Source organism: Celeribacter litoreus (assembly GCF_020165855.1).
Classification (GTDB): Bacteria; Pseudomonadota; Alphaproteobacteria; order Rhodobacterales; family Rhodobacteraceae; genus Celeribacter; species Celeribacter litoreus.
Genome location: NZ_JAIUFY010000005.1, coordinates 1 through 16,387 on the forward strand (window position 1 = coordinate 1; position 16,387 = coordinate 16,387).

Consider the following 16,387-nt stretch of genomic DNA (forward strand, 5'->3'; position numbering starts at 1 on the left):
CGCTCAAGGCGCCGACGAAGGAAAAACCCAAACTTTCCCCGTCAAAATCGACGGGCAGGCCGTGCTGATCGGCCTGTAATACCTAAAACCCGGAAAAAAACTGGGAAAAATGCGTTGCAGAAAAATGTAACGCAAACGGCTTTCCTTTGTCTGGCGGCAGAGGGGAGATCAATCGTGGAAAAGTCAAAAACAGGGACAGTTCAATGGCTTATGTACAACCAAAGGAATTCGCCGCCAAAATGGTCGATGCGGGTGAATCCAAAATCTTCATGGCGACCAAAGACACTCTGATCCGTGCTTACATGGCCGGTGCAATTCTCGCACTTGCTGCTGCTTTCGCGGTGACCATCGCAGTGAACACCGGCAACTTCCTCGTTGCTTCGCTGCTCTTCCCCGTCGGGTTCTGCACCCTCTATCTTTTGGGCTTCGACCTCCTCACCGGTGTTTTCACCCTCGCGCCGCTCGCAGTGATCGCGAAACGTCCGGGCTGCACCTGGAAAGGCGTTTTCCGCAACTGGGGTCTCGTATTCTGCGGCAACTTCGCAGGTGCAATGACCACTGCAATCCTGATGGCGATCGTGTTCACCACTGGTTTCTCTCAAGAACCAAATGCGGTTGGTCAGAAGATCGGTTCCATCGGTGAAGCCCGTACGCTCGGTTACGCTGCTGCTGGCGGCGCAGGCCTCCTGACCGTGTTCACCCGTGCAGTTCTCTGCAACTGGATGGTGTCCACCGGTGTTGTGGCTGCAATGATGTCCAACTCCGTCTCCGGGAAAATCATGGCCATGTGGATGCCGATCCTTGTGTTCTTCTATCTCGGCTTCGAGCACTCCATCGTGAACATGTTCCTCTTCCCGTCGGGCATCATGCTGGGTGGTGAGTTCACCTGGGCTGACTACTTCATCTACAACGAGATCCCTGTTGTTTTGGGTAACCTCGTTGGTGGTCTGACCTTCGTCGGCGGCATGATCTACGCAACGCACTTCAAAGAGTCGCCGAAGCGTAACGCCACTGTCGCAGCTGACGCGATGCCGGCTGAATAATCGGATTTCCCCGATCAGGCCCCGCTTTTGCGGGGCCTGTCTTCTCTAGGGAGGCCAAGCGATGCCGAAGGATGTAGCCCCGTTGACACTGACAGTCTCAATCGGCCGCTACTCGGACGCGGGCCGGAAACCTGAAAACCAGGATTGCTGTGGCGCACGTATTCCGGAGGGGAGTGAACTCTCTCTGAAAGGGATCACGCTCGCAGTCGCAGACGGAATTTCCTCCAGTGAGATTAGCCTAGAAGCCTCGGAAGCGAGTGTTCAGGCTCTCCTGACAGATTACTACGCAACGTCCGACGCTTGGACCGCGCGGACCGCAGCCACGACTGTTATCTCTGCGATGAATGCGTGGCTCTATGGGCAGAACGTGTCGCTCGGCGACATGAATGTCGGAAAGATTTGCACCCTCTCGGCTTTGATCCTCAAAGGGCGCGACGGGCACATATTTCACCTCGGCGACAGCCGTGTCAGCCGTTTGATTGATGGCTCTCTCGAACCACTGACTGTTGATCACAGGACAGTTCTCTCGAACGAGGAGAGCTATCTCGCGCGTGGCATGGGCCTCGATGCGCAGGTGATGGTCGATTACCGGCGCGTTTCGCTCACGGAAGGTGAGGTTTTCGTTCTGACGACCGATGGTGTCCATGAGGTCATTGATGCCGAGGACGTCAAGGCTGCGCTCGAAGAGCCTGATCTCGATGCGGCTGCCAAGCGGCTCGGCCAGATCGCTTTTGACAAAGGGTCGGATGACAATCTCACAGTCATGCTCGCGCAGGTGGAGACGCTGCCCGAGGGAGAAGATGCCCTCGAACTAGACCTTGCGAAGCTCCCGCTTCCCGCGCTGCCAAAGGCGGGTGAGGTCATTGATGGATTTCGCATCCTGCGGCCCGTCAATTCGACGGCGCGGTCGCACGTCTATCTGGCCGAGGGGTTGGATGGCGGCAAAGTCGCGCTCAAAATTCCGACGGTCGAAATGGCGGATGATGCCGCCTATCTCAATCGTTTCGTTTTAGAAGAGTGGATCGCACGACGTTTGTCGTCCTCTCATGTGCTGCGCGCCGCAAAGGGGCCGGAGACGCGCACGGCGCTTTATGTTGTTACCGAATGGGTTGAGGGGCGGACGCTCCGGCAGTGGATGGATGACCATCCGGAGCCGGATCTCGACAAGGTCCGAGACATCATCAGCCAGATTGTCGTCGGCCTCCGCGCGTTCCATCGCAAGGAAATGCTCCATCAGGATCTGCGCCCCGAGAACATAATGATCGACGACGACGGGACAGTAAAAATCATCGACCTCGGCTCGACCTCCGTCGCGGGTGTCGAGGAGGCAACTGCAGGTGTCCTCGGGCTTATGCCTGGCACGTTCCAATATACGGCTCCGGAGTATTTCTCTGGCGACTTTGTGACATGGCGCTCCGATCAATATTCACTCGGCGTGATCGCCTATGAACTTTTGACAGGGCGGCTCCCCTACGGGGCCGAGGTCGCCCGCATTGAGAACCGTCGTGACCTTCTCCGGCTGAAATACCGACCAGCGCGGGACGACGAGAGTCCGGTGCCCGCGTGGATGGACGCGGCGCTCAAACGCGCGACGCAGCCGGAAGCGGGGCGTCGATACGATGCACTATCCGAATTCGTGGCAGAACTGAAACGACCAGGACAAACCTGGCAAGCTGCGCGACATGTGCCACTGATGGAAAAAAATCCGGTGCGCTTTTGGCAGGGGGTTTCGGCAGCACTCGCAGTGCTCTCGATCGCTCTGACCCTTCAATTACTGAACTGACTGACAGGAGAGACACAATGAAAGATATCATGATCGACGAACTGCTGACCAAAGAGGATGTCACTGCTCTCATCCTCATCGCGAAGAAGAAACAAGGCCTGACATGGGAAGGCATCGCCGAAACCATCGGCATGTCGCCCGTCTTCACCCACTCCGCATGCATGAGCATGAACGCCTTTCCACAGGACAAAGCCGAAGCTCTGGTTGCTGCGCTCGGTCTGCCTGCCGAGGCGGTTGATGTGCTGGTCGAGAGCCCGACGAAGACGTTTGATTATACCGTTCCGACCGATCCATGCATCTATCGCTTCTACGAAATCGTCGGCGTCTACGGCCCGACGCTCAAGGCGCTGATCCACGAGAAATTCGGCGACGGCATCATGTCCGCAATCGACTTCGACATGTCCGTCGAGCGCATCGAGAACCCGAAAGGCGACCGCGTCGAAGTCAAAATGTCCGGCAAATACCTGCAGTACAACGCTTGGTAAGTGCCTTTGGCATACATTAGATCAGGATTGGCCCGGAGCATGATGCCCCGGGCCTTTTTGTATTAAGAAGCTCTGCGCGCGTTCTTGTCTGCGACATAGCGCACGAGCACATAGAATGCGGGGACGAGGAAGATGCCGATAAATGTCGCTGTCGCCATCCCGCCCAAGACGCCAAAGCCGATGGCGTTCTGTGCCTTCGCACCCGCTCCCGTTGCCGTGGCGAGCGGAAGCACGCCGAGCATGAATGCGAGCGAGGTCATCAGGATCGGGCGAAGACGAAGGCGTGCTGCTTCAATCGCCGCATCGACGGTCTTGCGCCCTTTCTCTTCAAGGTCTTTCGCGAACTCGACGATCAGGATCGCGTTCTTCGCGGCGAGGCCGATGGTCGTCAGGATGCCGACTTTGAAGTAAACGTCATTCGACTGATCAAAAAGCCACGCAAAGAGCAGGGCGCCAAAGACCCCGACCGGCACGGCAAGCATGACGGAGAACGGGATGCTCCAGCTTTCGTAGAGGGCCGCGAGGCAGAGAAAGACGACGAGCACAGACAGGGCATAGAGATACGGCGCCTGATTGCCGGACTGTCGTTCCTGATAGGACAGGCCCGTCCACGCGACGCCGTAGCCGCCGTCGAGGCTTTCAGCGAGCTCCTGAATGGCGTCCATGGCTTCGCCTGAACTGACGCCTGATGCGGGAGACCCGGAAATCTCGATGGAGCTGATGGCATCCATCCGAGACAGGGACGGCGCATTCGACACCCATTCCGTCGTGACGAAGGATGAGAAGGGAACCATTTCGCCCGACGTATTGCGCGCATACCAGCTTTCGATGTCCTCGGGCTGCATCCGATAGGCCGCGTCGGCCATCACGATCACGGGCCGCAAAGAGCCGTTCAGGTCGAAGTCATTCACGGATCGCCCGGCAAAGATTGTCGACAGGATGGAGTTCACTTCGCTCACCGAGACGCCAAAGCTCTCTGCCTTTTGTTGGTCAATGATAAGTTTAAGGACAGCTTCGTTTTCGGTGCCGGACACATTGATGTTCTGGAACCGTCCGTCCGCATCCGCAATCGTTTCGAGTTCTTCCGCCGCCGCGCGCAGGGCCTCAACGCCATTGCTCGCGTAGTCCACGAGTTGCATTGAGAAGCCCGACGTATTGCCGAGGCCCTGAATGGCAGGCGGCTGCATGAACATCACCGAGCCAGCGCGCAGCCCCGCAAATTTCGCCGTGGCGCGACCTGCGATGGAGGAGGCGGAGAGGTTATCATCTTCGCGCTCATCGAAGTCTTTGAGTTTCACAAAGATCATCGCGGTGTTCTGACCAGACCCTCCGAAGCCGAAACCGAGCGTTGCGAAGGTCGTCTCAACGGCGTCGCTTTCCTCGTTGAGAAGGTAATTTTCGACCTGCTCAACGACTTGTTGGGTCTGCGGTGTCGTTGAGCCCTCGGAGAGGTTCACCATCACCATAAGAACGCCTTGGTCCTCTTGCGGCAGGAAGGACGACGGCAGCTTTGAGTAGAGGCCCCAAGCGCCGAGAACGAGTGCTAGTAGGACGCCGAGCATGAGAACCGGTTTCTTCAAAATCCGCGACACGCCTGATGTGTAGGCATTGTTTGCGCGGTCGAAATTCCGGTTGAACCAACGCGCAGGGGCGATCCCTTCGTTCTCCTTTGAGGGCTTCAGAATTGTTGCGCACAAGGCAGGCGTGAGGATGAGGGCGACCAATGCCGAGAGGGCCATCGCGCTAATGATCGTGACAGAGAACTGACGATAGATCACGCCGGTCGAACCGCCGAAGAAGGCCATCGGCAGGAAAACCGCAGACAGAACGAGGGCGATCCCGACCAGTGCGCCGGTGATCTCGCTCATACTTTTCTCGGTGGCAGGCAGCGGTGCGAGGCCCTCGTCCTCAATCGTGCGTTCTACGTTCTCCACCACCACAATTGCATCATCGACCAAGAGACCGATGGCGAGCACCATTGCGAACATGGTCAGGGTGTTGATCGAATAGCCGAGGACCGCGAGCACTGCGAAGGTGCCCGCGAGCACGACGGGAACGGCGATGATTGGAATGATCGTCGCACGCCATTTTTGCAGGAACACGAGGATCACGAGGAACACGAGCGCAACCGCTTCGATCAGGGTGTGATAGACCTTTTCGATTGAGAGTTCGACGAACGGGGAGGTGTCATAGGCGTAGGCGAACTCGACGCCTTCGGGCAGGGAGGCTTCGAGTTCCGAGAGCGTTGCACGCACCGCTTGGGCCGTATCGACCGCGTTTGCGCCCGTCGCGAGGTTGACGCCAAAGCCGGAGGCATTCTCGCCGTTGAAACGGGCGTCTGAGCCATATGACTCTTGCCCAATCTCGATATCAGCTACATCGCCCAAGAGAACGGTGCTGCCGTCTTCCTCGGTTGTGAGGAGTATATTCTCGAATTCGGCCACGGAGGTGAGCTGGCTCTGGGCCGTGATCGTGGCGGTGAACTGTTGTCCGGTCACAACGGGTTGCGCGCCCAAGGTCCCGACGGACACCGTGCTGTTTTGGGCCTGCACCGCACTTGTCACATCGGCGGGCGTCAGGTTGTATTGCGCGAGGCGAAGAGGATCGAGCCAGATTCGCATAGCGTAGCCGGAACCAAAGCTATTGATGCCGCCGACACCCTCGGTCCGCTGTACCGGACCGGACACCTGATTTTCCATGATGTTGCCGAGTTCAACCGTCGAATAGCTCCCGTCGGTAGACACAATCGCGCCGATCATCAGGATCGAAGACGTCGAACGCGACACGCGCACGCCGGAGGATTGTACGGTGTCCGGCAGCTGGCTTTCGACCTGTGAGATTTTTGATTGGACCTCGTTTTGCGCGTCGACCGGATCGACGCTTTCGCCAAACACGAGCGAGATAGACGACGAACTCTCGCGCGAAGTGCTCTGCATGTAGAGCACGCCATCGAGGCCGGTAAGGGCGTCTTCCATGACAGACGTCACAGAGTTTTCGACCGCGTCGGCAGTCGCGCCCGAATAGCTCGCGGAGATGCGGACAGTCGTTGGGGCGATGTCCGGATATTGGGAGACGGGAAGTTGTGTGAAGGCGAAGGCTCCGGCGAGTGCCGTGACGATGGCCAGCACCCAAGCGAAGACGGGGCGGTGGATGAAAAAGCGCACCATGGTCTTATTCGCTTTCCGCGGTCTCGGCGTCTTCGACAACGCCTTCGGCATTGATGATCACCGGAACCGTCGTGATCTCTGCACCGTCTCGGAGGTTCGAGAGGCCTTCGAGAATGACCTGATCACCTGCCTCAATCCCATCGGTTACGATCCATGCGTTCTGGTAGCTGCCGCTGTAGGTCAGCGTAACTTGCTCTGCCTTGCCGTCCTGCGCGACAAAGGCTGTCAACGTGCCGTCTGACTGACGGGTCGTGGCGCGTTGCGGAACGAGGATGGCTTGGGTCGTTCCGAGCGTGATGTCCACGCGGAGGAATTGGCCGGGCAGGATCATGCGGTCGGGATTGGGGAATTCGAAGCGCAGATCAATGGTGCCTGTGGTGGTGGAGACAGTCACACCTGGCGTGACCAGCGTCCCCTTTTCCACCGAAACGTCGCCATTTTCGAGCGTGAGTTCGACATCCAATTCCTCACCCGGTGACAGGCTGCCGTCGGAGAAAAGCTCTCGAATCCGCATACGGCGCGCAGAACTTTCGGAAACATCGACATAGATTGGGTCGAGGCGGGTAACGGTGGTGAGGGTGTCGCTCTGGTTCGCGGTGACAAGAGAGCCAACCGAGAATTGCGCAACGTCGGGAATGCCGGTGATCGGGCTGGTGATGTCGACACGCGCCAGATTAAGTTGAGCGGTCTGGAGGGAGGCTTCCGCGCTTTTCACCTCTGCTTTCGCTTGTGCAAGCGTGGCGCGGGCGGCTTCGAGTTCGGACGTCGAAGCCCCGACACCTTCGAGTTTGGCGTAACGATCATAGCTCGCCTGCGCGGTGCTGAGGCCGGCCTCTGCGCTGTCGCGCGCGGCCTCGGCGGAGGCGAGGGCTGCCTCGTAAGTCTCGGAATCGAGGCGGAACAGGACGTCACCACTCGAAACCGGTCGCCCGGGCGTATAAACGATCTCTTCGATCAACCCTTCGACGCGGGGACGGATTTCCGTTTCCTCATAGGCCACTGCACGACCGGGCAGCGTAATTGTGAAGGGCACATCGGCGACACTGACCTCCATCACACCGACTTCGGTGGGACCTGAGTTCATTCCGGGAAAGCCCTGAGAAAAAACGGGTTGTCCTGCGGTGGCGGCGAGCAGTGCCGCGAGTGCAATCATTTTGCGCATGTCGTGTCCTTTGTCCCTGTGCGTTTCAGAGAGGCCGTGCGTTGAGACCTTTGAGGTTGAACGCGCATGTGCCGCACTTCAGTCTGGGCGATTTTCGCAACTGGACTGTGTAGAAAAAGCCGTGATGCGGGGGCACCACGGCTATCATACCCCCAGTCGGGCAAATTTACTTTATTTGCGGACATGCCCTCGCGCGGAGTATCCGGCGCCAAGCCCTTCTAGAAACGCCTGAGAAACGAGGCCCATCGGGCTCGGTTGCTCCGGCGGCGGGGCCGGTTGTCGTTTCACGCGCGTGGCGGCCAAAGTCAGCAATGCCGCACCTGTGTAGACACACCCGATGATCAAGGCTGCGTTTGCAGTGCCCTGTAGGTCAACGAGCAAAATCCACGCCGCGAGGGTGAGGAACCCCAATCCGATGATCAACAGCAACCCGCCAGCCAGACCAAGAGTGGTCCGTCGTGCGAGATCTTGCGCTTTCTCTGCAAGAGGAATGCCCATCGTTATTTCCGGTTCGCGAGAAGCCCAACAACAAAACCTGCAGCCGCAGCGATACCCATGGCCGCAGCGGGGTTCTCGCGGACTTTGTCTTCGGTCTTGTGATATGTGTCTTCGGCTTTCTCAGCCGCTTTCTCGGCACCCTCAGTCGCTCGCGCCTGAAGTTGGTGCACTTTGTTGCGCATGTTGTCGGAAATCTCGCTTCCCTTGGCCTCGCCAACGCCTTTGAGCGTTTGGGTCAGGGCGTGGATGTCTGCCTTCAAAACATCCATTTCCTTACGCAGGTCATCGAGGGTCGGCTCAGTCTTTTTAGCAGCTTGTGCCATTAGAAATCTCCTTTGTCTGTTACCGATTCAACGGGCTCAGAGAGGGATTGTTCCAAATTATTTCGAACTTGTTTTTGGAACCAGACGTGGAGCGCGCACGTTTTCTTGGTGAACGCGTCGATGATGGCGCACCCCAATTTTGAAAGGAGATTACCATGCTTGGTTGGGCTCTTACATTCTTCGTTGTCGCTTTGATTGCGGCTGTTTTCGGCTTTGGCGGGATCGCCTCCGCATCTGCGGGCGTCGCTCAAATCCTGTTCTTCCTGTTCCTGATTTTGTTCGTTGTTGCGGTCGTCGCTCGTGCAGTTCGTGGCAAGCCGCCGGTCTAATCACCGAGCGCTCGAGCAACTCATATTGGAATGAAATAGAAGGAGAAATCTCATGGCACATGCTCTCAAAATGCTGTCCGATACAGAGCCGCATTCTGTCGCGGACGAAAGCGTCCAGAACGTAGCCTCCGGTCTGGAGAAGGTGTTGTCCGACACCTACAGCCTCTTAATCAAAACGCACGTCTACCACTGGAACGTGACGGGTCCGTTGTTTCATTCGCTCCATACGTTGACCGAAGAGCAGTATCAGGACCTGTTCGCTGCGACAGACACGCTCGCCGAACGTATCCGTGCGCTGGGCCATCTCGCCCCGAATGCGTTTAAAGATGTTGTTGAAAGCAAGGCGATCGGCGAACCGTCGAACAAACCGTCAGCGGCAGAGATGATTGAAGAGCTCGCGACAGATCACGACCGGATCGCGCGTCGGCTCGTCGCTCTGACCAAGATCTCGGAAGAGGCGAATGATCCGGTGTCGGCAGACCTTGCAACCACACGTGCTGCCTTTCACCAGAAAGCGTCTTGGATGTTGCGCTCGATGATCCAGAGCTAAGATTTCTGATCTACCCAGAAAAAACGCCCGCCGAAAACTCGGCGGGCGTTTTTTGTCTCATGTGGAACGGTTAGGCGACGGCTTCGGAGCTTGCGAAGAACATGGCCTGGCTCACAGCAGAGCGCACCTGTTGCTCGGTGTAGGGCTTCGTGATGACGAAGGCCGGTTCCGGACGCTCACCGGTGAGAAGGCGTTCCGGGAACGCAGTGATGAAGATCACCGGCATGTCTCCGGTCGTTTTCAGGATGTCGTTCACAGCATCGATACCGGAGGAACCGTCTGCGAGCTGAATGTCGGACAGAATGAGGTCCGGCTGATCTTTCTTTGCGAGTTCGACAGCATCAGATGCGATGCGTGCAACACCGGTGATCTGATGACCCATCTCTGCCACGATGTCCTGCAGGTCGAGCGCGATGATGGTTTCGTCCTCAATGATCATGATGCGGCCAGAGACGCTATCAACCATCTCTTTCGTTGCGATATTGAGAAGTTTCTCAACTTCTTCTGGGGTCTCGTCGATGATGAACCCGATTTCAGCAACAGAGAATTCTTCGATGGTGTTGAGCAGAAGCACTTCGCGTGTATTCGGCGTCAGGCGTGCCAGATGCTGTTGAGCACGCTCGGCCAATCCGGTTTCACTCTCGCCTACCGGGGCACCTGCACTGGACCAAATCACGTGGAAGGCACGGAAAAGAGAGCATTTTTCGGATTGGCCCATTTCAAAAACGCCACGGTCACTCAGAAGCGCCTCAAGGGTCGCTGCGGCATACATATCGCCGCTTTGCTGGTTCCCTGTGAGGGCGCGGGCGTAGCGACGCAGGTAGGGGAGAAGCGAAGCAACCTTGACGGAAAGCATGGTCGAATGATCGTCTGACATATGTGGTGTCCACTTTTTTGAATTTTCTTGGAACCAAACGCAGCATCTTGGCGTTTGGTTCCAAGAAAAGTGAAATTAACAGGATTGGGCGAAGGGTGCCTCAATGAAAGATAACGAAAAGGCGAAGCGCGAGCAGCAGATTGATGAAAATTTGCGGCGTGTCTATCAAAAGGTCGTCGAAGAAGATGTGCCCGACCGGTTCAAAGAACTTCTGGAGCAGTTGCGTGCCCAGGAGACCAGCCAATGAGTGAACCGGAAACAGCACCGCGTGACCCGCGCGAGGAAATCGTCGAACACTTGCGCCCGATGCGCGCGTTCGCAATGAGTTTGACGCGAAATTCCGCCGCAGCCGACGATCTCGTTCAAGACGCCATTATGAAAGCATGGCAGAACATCGAAAAGTTCGAAGCTGGCACCAACATGCGTGCGTGGCTCTTCACGATCCTGCGCAACACCTTCTATTCCAATCGTCGCAAAGCGAAGCGCGAGGTGGCCGATGTCGATGGTGCGATGGCGGCAACGCTGTCAGAAAAGCCTGCGCATGACGGTCGACTCGCTATGAAGGATTTTGAGAAAGCATTCGCGCAATTGCCCGATGAGCAGCGTGAAGCTCTCATCCTTGTCGGGGCTTCCGGCTTTACCTATGAAGAAGCAGCTATCACCTGTGGCGTCGCCGTGGGCACCATCAAAAGCCGCGTCAATCGCGGACGAAACACGCTCTGCGAAATGCTGGATCTGAAAGATGACGAGACGATGGAAATGACAGACCGCGCGACGATGGCCGTTGTGTTTGAAATGACACCGCCTCAACGTTTTTCCAGCTAAACGTCATCCTGAATGCCGAACCAGAGATACCAAATGCGCGGCCTCGGGGCAAAGATTGCTTCCATGCTGGCGATCGCCCTGTTGCCGATCGGTTTGATCGCGATGCTTCAAAACGTCGAATTGGCGCGCGAGGCAAATCGGCGAGACGAAGCCAACCTTATTTCGAGGACCTCCTCCATTGCTGCAGAGCAAGAGGACCTGTTGCAGCGCGCAGTCGGCGCTGCGCAGGTGATCGGGACAATGGCGCCCACTCTGAGCATCTCTCAGAGCTATTGCGAGCGCACGCTGCAGGGGTATCTCGCCGAGGCACAGGTGTTCACGTTCGCGGGTTTCGTGGATGCCGAGGGACATCTGAATTGCACATCGAATGGCGCAGATGTCGATATTTCCGCACTCGATAGCTACCAGCAAATGCGTGACGCGCCGCGCATTCGCGCGCGGCTTTTGACGAGGTCTCCGGCGGCCCCGACGATTGACAGTCCTGAAATCTTGCTTTCAGTTCCCGTTCTCCGGAATGGCAATTACGATGGTCATTCTTCGATCACCTTCCGGCAGGACCTGTTTCTGTCTCGCCTTCTGGAAGACGAGGCGTCGGATCATCCGAACGAAATCGTGATCTTCAATGCTGACGGGGACATTCTGGCGTCGGATCTCGGAATGGATGGGATCGAAGATCGGCTGCCGCTGTATCGACCTCTGGAGATGCTCGCGTCTGACGGTGAGCAGGTCTTCCGTGGTCGCTCGCGCGCGAAAGATGACGAAGTCTTCTCCGTCGTGAGTATGATCCCCGGGGCAATTTATGCTCTGGCGATCTGGACGCCGCCGACCGCTAAATGGATTGCGATTCTCAAATCATTCGCGGCCCCTTTGCTCTTCCCCGTCATCATGTGGGGCGGCTCGCTCCTCGTGGCCTACTTTGCCGTGGAACGTCTTGTGATCCGGCCCATTCGCCATCTGCGCGCGCGGATGCTTGTGTTCATGCGGTCCCGAACTGTCGGAGAATCCTCCCTCGATCGCCATACGCCAGCAGAGCTACTGGATATGGAAGAAACCTGGAACCGGCTGACTGAAAGCGTGCTTCATGACGAGGCCGAGCTCGAAGACATGGTGCGTGAGAAAGCTGTGCTGCTCAAAGAGGTGCACCACCGAGTCAAAAACAACCTTCAACTCATTTCGTCCATGCTCGGGCTTCGCTTGAGAAAGGCAAAGTCCGAGGACGCGAAGGCCGCATTGAAGGATATTCAGGGGCGGGTGATGAGTCTTGCGACAGTGCACCAGAGTCTGTCGCAGACCTCTGAGCAAAGCGGCGTCGCCGCCCGCGATCTGACCCGCGCCATTGTGCAGAACGTGATCGCTGCCAGCAGAACGCAAGAAATGAGTTTCCAGGTTGAGGAAGACTATGAAACTTTCTTCCTGTTCCCGGATCAGGCGGTGCCGCTCTCCCTGATCGTTTCCGAGGGGTTGACCAATGCGATCAAGTATATCGGCTACTCCGCCGAGGGCATCGCGCGTCTCAAAATTTCGCTGCGCGAAGAGGACGAAGGTCTGGCTGTGCTCGAGATCGCCAATACCGTTGGCGAGCGATTGGTGAATGAAGAGGTGAGTGAGGGCACGGGGATGGGGAGCCGGTTCATTGGCGGCTTTGTGTCCCAACTCGGCGGCCGCATCGAAGTCGATGAGGCGGACGGGTGGTATAAGCTCCGAGTGCATTTCCCGATTGCCGAATTCGACGAAGCCGCCGGTCTCTAATTCATTCGGCGCGCGTGCTGAAAAAATCACCGTGCCGAATGCGAATTTAAGCCGTAAGATTGGTCTGAGCGCGATTTCGCGTGAAGCGCACACGCGGCCTTTATAGGCTTGAATGGAAATGAAGAACTCAGGGCGGTAACCGGCCAATGGCGATTTACGCATCTATCCATCACGTCACCCATTACAAATACGACCGTAATATTGAACTAGGCCCACAGATTGTCCGTCTACGGCCCGCACCGCACTCGCGCACACGCGTCATTTCACATTCCCTAAAGGTCACGCCAGAGGGGCACTTCGTAAATCACCAGCAGGACCCCTATGGCAATTGGCAGGCGCGCTTTGTGTTCCCTGAGCCAGTCCGGGAGTTCAAGATTGAGGTCGACCTCGTCGCCGATATGACGGTCTACAACCCCTTCGACTTCTTCGTCGAAGAGAGCGCCGAACATTGGCCTTTCGAGTATCCCGAAGAGATCAAGGAAGACCTGTCGATCTACCGTACGCCGGAACCCGAGGGGCCGCTCCTCGCTCAGTTCGTGGGCCAGATTGATTTTACAGAGACGCGGACGGTCGATTTTCTCGTCGGATTGAACTCCAAGATCTCGGATTTCGTGGACTACACCATCCGCATGGAGCCGGGTGTTCAGACGCCGGATGAGACCCTGCAGCTGAAATCCGGCTCTTGCCGTGATAGCTCTTGGTTGCTCGTTCAGGTGCTCCGCCATCTTGGCTTCGCGGCACGGTTCGTCTCCGGCTATCTTATCCAGTTGAAGCCTGATCTTGAGGCGCTCGATGGTCCGTCGGGCACGGATCATGATTTCACCGACTTGCACGCATGGTGTGAGGTCTTCCTCCCGGGCGCGGGTTGGATTGGGCTCGACCCGACTTCGGGTCTGCTCACTGGGGAGAGCCACATCCCTCTCGCGGCCACGCCGCATTATCAAAACGCGGCTCCGATTTCCGGCGGCTATTCGTCGGTCGGCACGCCGCAAGTGACCTTTGACTTTGATATGCAGATCAAACGCGTCGCAGAGCATCCGCGGATCACAAAGCCGTTCTCTGAAGAGTCTTGGGACCGCCTTAACGCGTTGGGCAAGAAGGTTGATGAGGCTCTAACTGAGGGGGATGTGCGCCTGACGATGGGCGGTGAGCCGACATTTGTGTCCATCGATGATTTCGAGAGTGACGAATGGAACACCGCTGCCGTCGGTCCGCAAAAACGTGCACTGGCCGATGATCTGATCCGTCGCCTTCGTGATCGCTTCGCGCCCGGCGGCTTCCTGCATTACGGTCAAGGCAAATGGTATCCTGGGGAGAGTCTTCCGCGGTGGACTTTCTCTCTCTATTGGCGCCATGACGGGAAACCTGTTTGGAGAAATCCGGACCTGATTGCCAAGGAAGACACGCCTGCTCCTGCCAACGCCGAGGATGCTGGTGCGTTCATGACGAAATTTGCCGAGAACCTCGGCGTCGATCCGATTTGCGCACAGCCCGCCTATGAGGATCCCGGTGAGTGGATTCTGAAAGAGGCGCTCTTGCCGGACAATGTTTCGCCGGAGAATTCGAAGCTCAAAAACCCTGAAGATCGTGCACGTTATGCCCGCGTGTTCGAACGCGGGCTTACGGAGCCGTCGGGGTATGTCCTGCCCATCCAGCGCTGGCAGTCAAAAGCCGGGTCGCGCTGGCTTTCTGAGGTTTGGAAAACCCGTCGCGGTCATCTATTCCTCGTCCCCGGGGATAGCCCGGTTGGTTTCCGTCTTCCGTTGGGCGCCCTGCCACATATTCCGCCTGCGTCCTTCCCCTATTCCTATCCGGCCGATCCGATGATCGACCATGCGCCTTTGCCTGATTTCCACGCGGAAATTTCTGAGCGCCGCAAGAAAATCGAAGAGGAAATCGCACGCCTTGCTGCGGAGGAGGCTGCGGCAGAAGCAAAAGAGGCAAAAGAAAAAGCAGACATTCTGCCAGAAGTATCAAAAGAGCATACTCAGCCGGTATCCGAGGGGCAGCGCGATGAGACAGAGCGACAGGTCCTTATCGGGCAGGGGATTGATCCCTCCAAAAGTGAGGTGCGAACAGCCATCGCGATTGAGCCGCGCGATGGTCGCCTGTGTCTCTTTATGCCACCCTGTGAGGCGCTCGAAGATTATCTTGAGCTTTTGACTGCGGCGGAAGAAACCGCTGCCGAGCTAGGTCTTCCAATCCACGTAGAGGGCTATTCGCCACCTGAAGACCCGCGTTTGAACGTGATCCGCGTCGCCCCCGACCCTGGTGTGATCGAAGTGAACATTCACCCCTCGCACAGCTGGGACGACTGTGTTGCGACGACCGAAGCGATTTATGAAGAGGCGCGTCAATCGCGTCTCGGGGCGGACAAGTTTATGATCGACGGTCGACACACCGGCACCGGCGGCGGCAACCACGTCGTTGTGGGTGGCGCGACTCCGTCAGATTCTCCGTTCTTGCGCCGTCCTGACCTGCTCAAGTCGCTGATCCTGATCTGGCAACGCCACCCGTCGCTGTCCTATCTGTTCTCAGGTCTTTTCATCGGGCCGACGTCCCAGGCGCCACGGATCGACGAAGCGCGGCACGATACGCTCTATGAGCTTGAGATTGCACTTTCTCAGATCAAGCCGCCGACTGAAGGCAGTGTGCCGCCGGCTTGGCTCGTGGACCGTTTGTTGCGGAATATGCTGACCGACGTGACAGGCAACACGCACCGCGCAGAGATTTGTATCGACAAACTCTTCTCGCCGGATGGTCCGACAGGGCGTCTCGGCCTCGTGGAATTCCGTGGTTTCGAGATGCCGCCCGACCCGCGCATGAGCCTCGCCCAACAGCTTCTCCTCCGCGCCATCATCGCGCGGTGTTGGAACGCGCCGGTCGAAGGCAAGCCGGTGCGCTGGGGCACGGTGCTGCACGACCGCTTTATGCTGCCTCATTACCTCTGGGAAGACCTACTGTCGCTGCTCGCGGACCTCAAACACCACGGGTTCGAGATGGATCCGGAGTGGTTCAAGGCTCAGGCCGAATTCCGGTTCCCGTTCTGTGGTCAGATCGAAGCAGAGGGTGTGCACCTCGAGGTGCGTCAGGCGTTGGAGCCGTGGCATGTGCTCGGCGAGACCGGCGCGATTGGTGGCACGGTTCGCTACACAGATAGCTCGGTCGAGCGTCTGCAGGTGAAGATGACGACGCTACATCAGGATCGTTATCGGATCATGTGCAACCGCCGTCCTGTGCCGCTGGCAAAGACCCAAGCTTCGGGTGTGTCTGTCGCAGGAGTCAGGTTCAAAGCATGGCAGCCGCCAGAAGCTTTGCACCCCGTTCTACCCGTCAATGCGCCGTTGCATTTCGACATCTACGACGATTGGACGGGTCGCGCGATTGCCGGCTGCACTTATCATGTTGCGCATCCCGGGGGGCGGAACTACGACACGTTCCCAGTCAATGGAAACGAAGCGGAAGCGCGGCGACTGGCGCGGTTTGAGCCAAACGGTCATAGCCCTGGGGCCTACACGGCCGCCACAGAGGTGCCGCATCCCGAGTTTCCTTTGACGCTTGACCTGAGACGTCCCATCGGGCTCGTTTAAATCAGT

Annotated in this window: 14 protein-coding genes; 9 read left to right on the forward strand and 5 right to left on the reverse strand. The window is 57.5% G+C overall.

What is annotated here, in order from left to right:
* The first annotated feature begins 203 nt into the window (after positions 1-203).
* The 3 genes from LA304_RS01905 to cynS all read left to right on the forward strand — a co-directional run bounded on the left by LA304_RS01905 (position 204) and on the right by cynS (position 3,311).
* Positions 204-1,043 carry a formate/nitrite transporter family protein gene (locus LA304_RS01905; RefSeq protein ID WP_224501434.1) on the forward strand — a complete coding sequence of 280 codons (840 nt, stop codon included), beginning with the start codon at positions 204-206 and terminating at the stop codon, positions 1,041-1,043.
* 61 nt (positions 1,044-1,104) lie between these two features.
* Entirely contained in the window at positions 1,105-2,826 is a 1,722-nt protein-coding gene (locus LA304_RS01910) for a bifunctional protein-serine/threonine kinase/phosphatase (RefSeq protein ID WP_224501435.1), read from the forward strand.
* 17 nt (positions 2,827-2,843) lie between these two features.
* Positions 2,844-3,311, forward strand: a complete 468-nt coding sequence (gene cynS / locus LA304_RS01915; protein ID WP_224501436.1) for a cyanase — start codon at positions 2,844-2,846, stop codon at positions 3,309-3,311.
* A 62-nt stretch (positions 3,312-3,373) separates the two neighbouring features.
* Here cynS and LA304_RS01920 read toward each other — a convergent pair whose 3' ends face one another.
* From LA304_RS01920 to LA304_RS01935, 4 genes are all read right to left on the reverse strand, one after another.
* Complete coding sequence (locus tag LA304_RS01920; RefSeq protein ID WP_224501437.1) at positions 3,374-6,478, reverse strand: efflux RND transporter permease subunit; 3,105 nt, start codon at positions 6,476-6,478, stop codon at positions 3,374-3,376.
* A gap of 4 nt (positions 6,479-6,482) precedes the next feature.
* The gene (locus LA304_RS01925; protein WP_224501438.1) at positions 6,483-7,640 is read right to left on the reverse strand and encodes an efflux RND transporter periplasmic adaptor subunit; all 1,158 of its coding nucleotides are present in this window, start codon (positions 7,638-7,640) and stop codon (positions 6,483-6,485) included.
* A 171-nt stretch (positions 7,641-7,811) separates the two neighbouring features.
* Positions 7,812-8,138, reverse strand: a complete 327-nt coding sequence (locus tag LA304_RS01930; protein ID WP_224501439.1) for a phage holin family protein — start codon at positions 8,136-8,138, stop codon at positions 7,812-7,814.
* Between the two features lie 2 nt (positions 8,139-8,140).
* Positions 8,141-8,461, reverse strand: a complete 321-nt coding sequence (locus LA304_RS01935; protein ID WP_224501440.1) for a DUF883 family protein — start codon at positions 8,459-8,461, stop codon at positions 8,141-8,143.
* 155 nt (positions 8,462-8,616) lie between these two features.
* Here LA304_RS01935 and LA304_RS01940 point away from each other — a divergent pair, with 155 nt between their 5' ends.
* Positions 8,617-8,790, forward strand: a complete 174-nt coding sequence (locus LA304_RS01940; RefSeq protein ID WP_224501441.1) for a DUF1328 domain-containing protein — start codon at positions 8,617-8,619, stop codon at positions 8,788-8,790.
* Positions 8,791-8,842: 52 nt separating this feature from the next.
* Complete coding sequence (locus LA304_RS01945; protein ID WP_224501442.1) at positions 8,843-9,340, forward strand: Dps family protein; 498 nt, start codon at positions 8,843-8,845, stop codon at positions 9,338-9,340.
* Between the two features lie 70 nt (positions 9,341-9,410).
* On the opposite strand, the gene LA304_RS01950 is transcribed toward LA304_RS01945, so the two are convergent.
* Positions 9,411-10,217 carry a response regulator gene (locus LA304_RS01950; RefSeq protein ID WP_224501443.1) on the reverse strand — a complete coding sequence of 269 codons (807 nt, stop codon included), beginning with the start codon at positions 10,215-10,217 and terminating at the stop codon, positions 9,411-9,413.
* A gap of 103 nt (positions 10,218-10,320) precedes the next feature.
* Between LA304_RS01950 and LA304_RS01955 the strand changes: the two genes are divergently transcribed.
* The 4 genes from LA304_RS01955 to LA304_RS01970 all read left to right on the forward strand — a co-directional run bounded on the left by LA304_RS01955 (position 10,321) and on the right by LA304_RS01970 (position 16,381).
* Positions 10,321-10,464, forward strand: a complete 144-nt coding sequence (locus LA304_RS01955) for a NepR family anti-sigma factor (RefSeq protein ID WP_224501444.1) — start codon at positions 10,321-10,323, stop codon at positions 10,462-10,464.
* The gene (locus LA304_RS01960; RefSeq protein ID WP_224501445.1) at positions 10,461-11,042 is read left to right on the forward strand and encodes an RNA polymerase sigma factor; all 582 of its coding nucleotides are present in this window, start codon (positions 10,461-10,463) and stop codon (positions 11,040-11,042) included. The genes LA304_RS01955 and LA304_RS01960 overlap by 4 nt, the downstream gene beginning before the upstream one ends.
* Before the next feature lie 12 nt (positions 11,043-11,054).
* Entirely contained in the window at positions 11,055-12,791 is a 1,737-nt protein-coding gene (locus LA304_RS01965) for a sensor histidine kinase (RefSeq protein WP_224501446.1), read from the forward strand.
* 146 nt (positions 12,792-12,937) lie between these two features.
* On the forward strand, positions 12,938-16,381 hold the full coding sequence (locus LA304_RS01970) for a transglutaminase family protein (protein WP_224501447.1): 3,444 nt from the start codon (positions 12,938-12,940) through the stop codon (positions 16,379-16,381).
* Positions 16,382-16,387: the final 6 nt, after the last annotated feature.

Coding starts and splice junctions, on each gene's coding strand:
- cynS (WP_224501436.1), top strand. CDS start 2,844: ATGAAAGATATCATGATCGACGAACTGCTGACCAAAGAGGATGTCACT.
- LA304_RS01970 (WP_224501447.1), top strand. CDS start 12,938: ATGGCGATTTACGCATCTATCCATCACGTCACCCATTACAAATACGAC.
- LA304_RS01960 (WP_224501445.1), top strand. CDS start 10,461: ATGAGTGAACCGGAAACAGCACCGCGTGACCCGCGCGAGGAAATCGTC.
- LA304_RS01935 (WP_224501440.1), bottom strand. CDS start 8,461: ATGGCACAAGCTGCTAAAAAGACTGAGCCGACCCTCGATGACCTGCGT.
- LA304_RS01945 (WP_224501442.1), top strand. CDS start 8,843: ATGGCACATGCTCTCAAAATGCTGTCCGATACAGAGCCGCATTCTGTC.
- LA304_RS01925 (WP_224501438.1), bottom strand. CDS start 7,640: ATGCGCAAAATGATTGCACTCGCGGCACTGCTCGCCGCCACCGCAGGA.
- LA304_RS01940 (WP_224501441.1), top strand. CDS start 8,617: ATGCTTGGTTGGGCTCTTACATTCTTCGTTGTCGCTTTGATTGCGGCT.
- LA304_RS01920 (WP_224501437.1), bottom strand. CDS start 6,478: ATGGTGCGCTTTTTCATCCACCGCCCCGTCTTCGCTTGGGTGCTGGCC.
- LA304_RS01910 (WP_224501435.1), top strand. CDS start 1,105: ATGCCGAAGGATGTAGCCCCGTTGACACTGACAGTCTCAATCGGCCGC.
- LA304_RS01950 (WP_224501443.1), bottom strand. CDS start 10,217: ATGTCAGACGATCATTCGACCATGCTTTCCGTCAAGGTTGCTTCGCTT.
- LA304_RS01965 (WP_224501446.1), top strand. CDS start 11,055: ATGCCGAACCAGAGATACCAAATGCGCGGCCTCGGGGCAAAGATTGCT.
- LA304_RS01955 (WP_224501444.1), top strand. CDS start 10,321: ATGAAAGATAACGAAAAGGCGAAGCGCGAGCAGCAGATTGATGAAAAT.
- LA304_RS01905 (WP_224501434.1), top strand. CDS start 204: ATGGCTTATGTACAACCAAAGGAATTCGCCGCCAAAATGGTCGATGCG.
- LA304_RS01930 (WP_224501439.1), bottom strand. CDS start 8,138: ATGGGCATTCCTCTTGCAGAGAAAGCGCAAGATCTCGCACGACGGACC.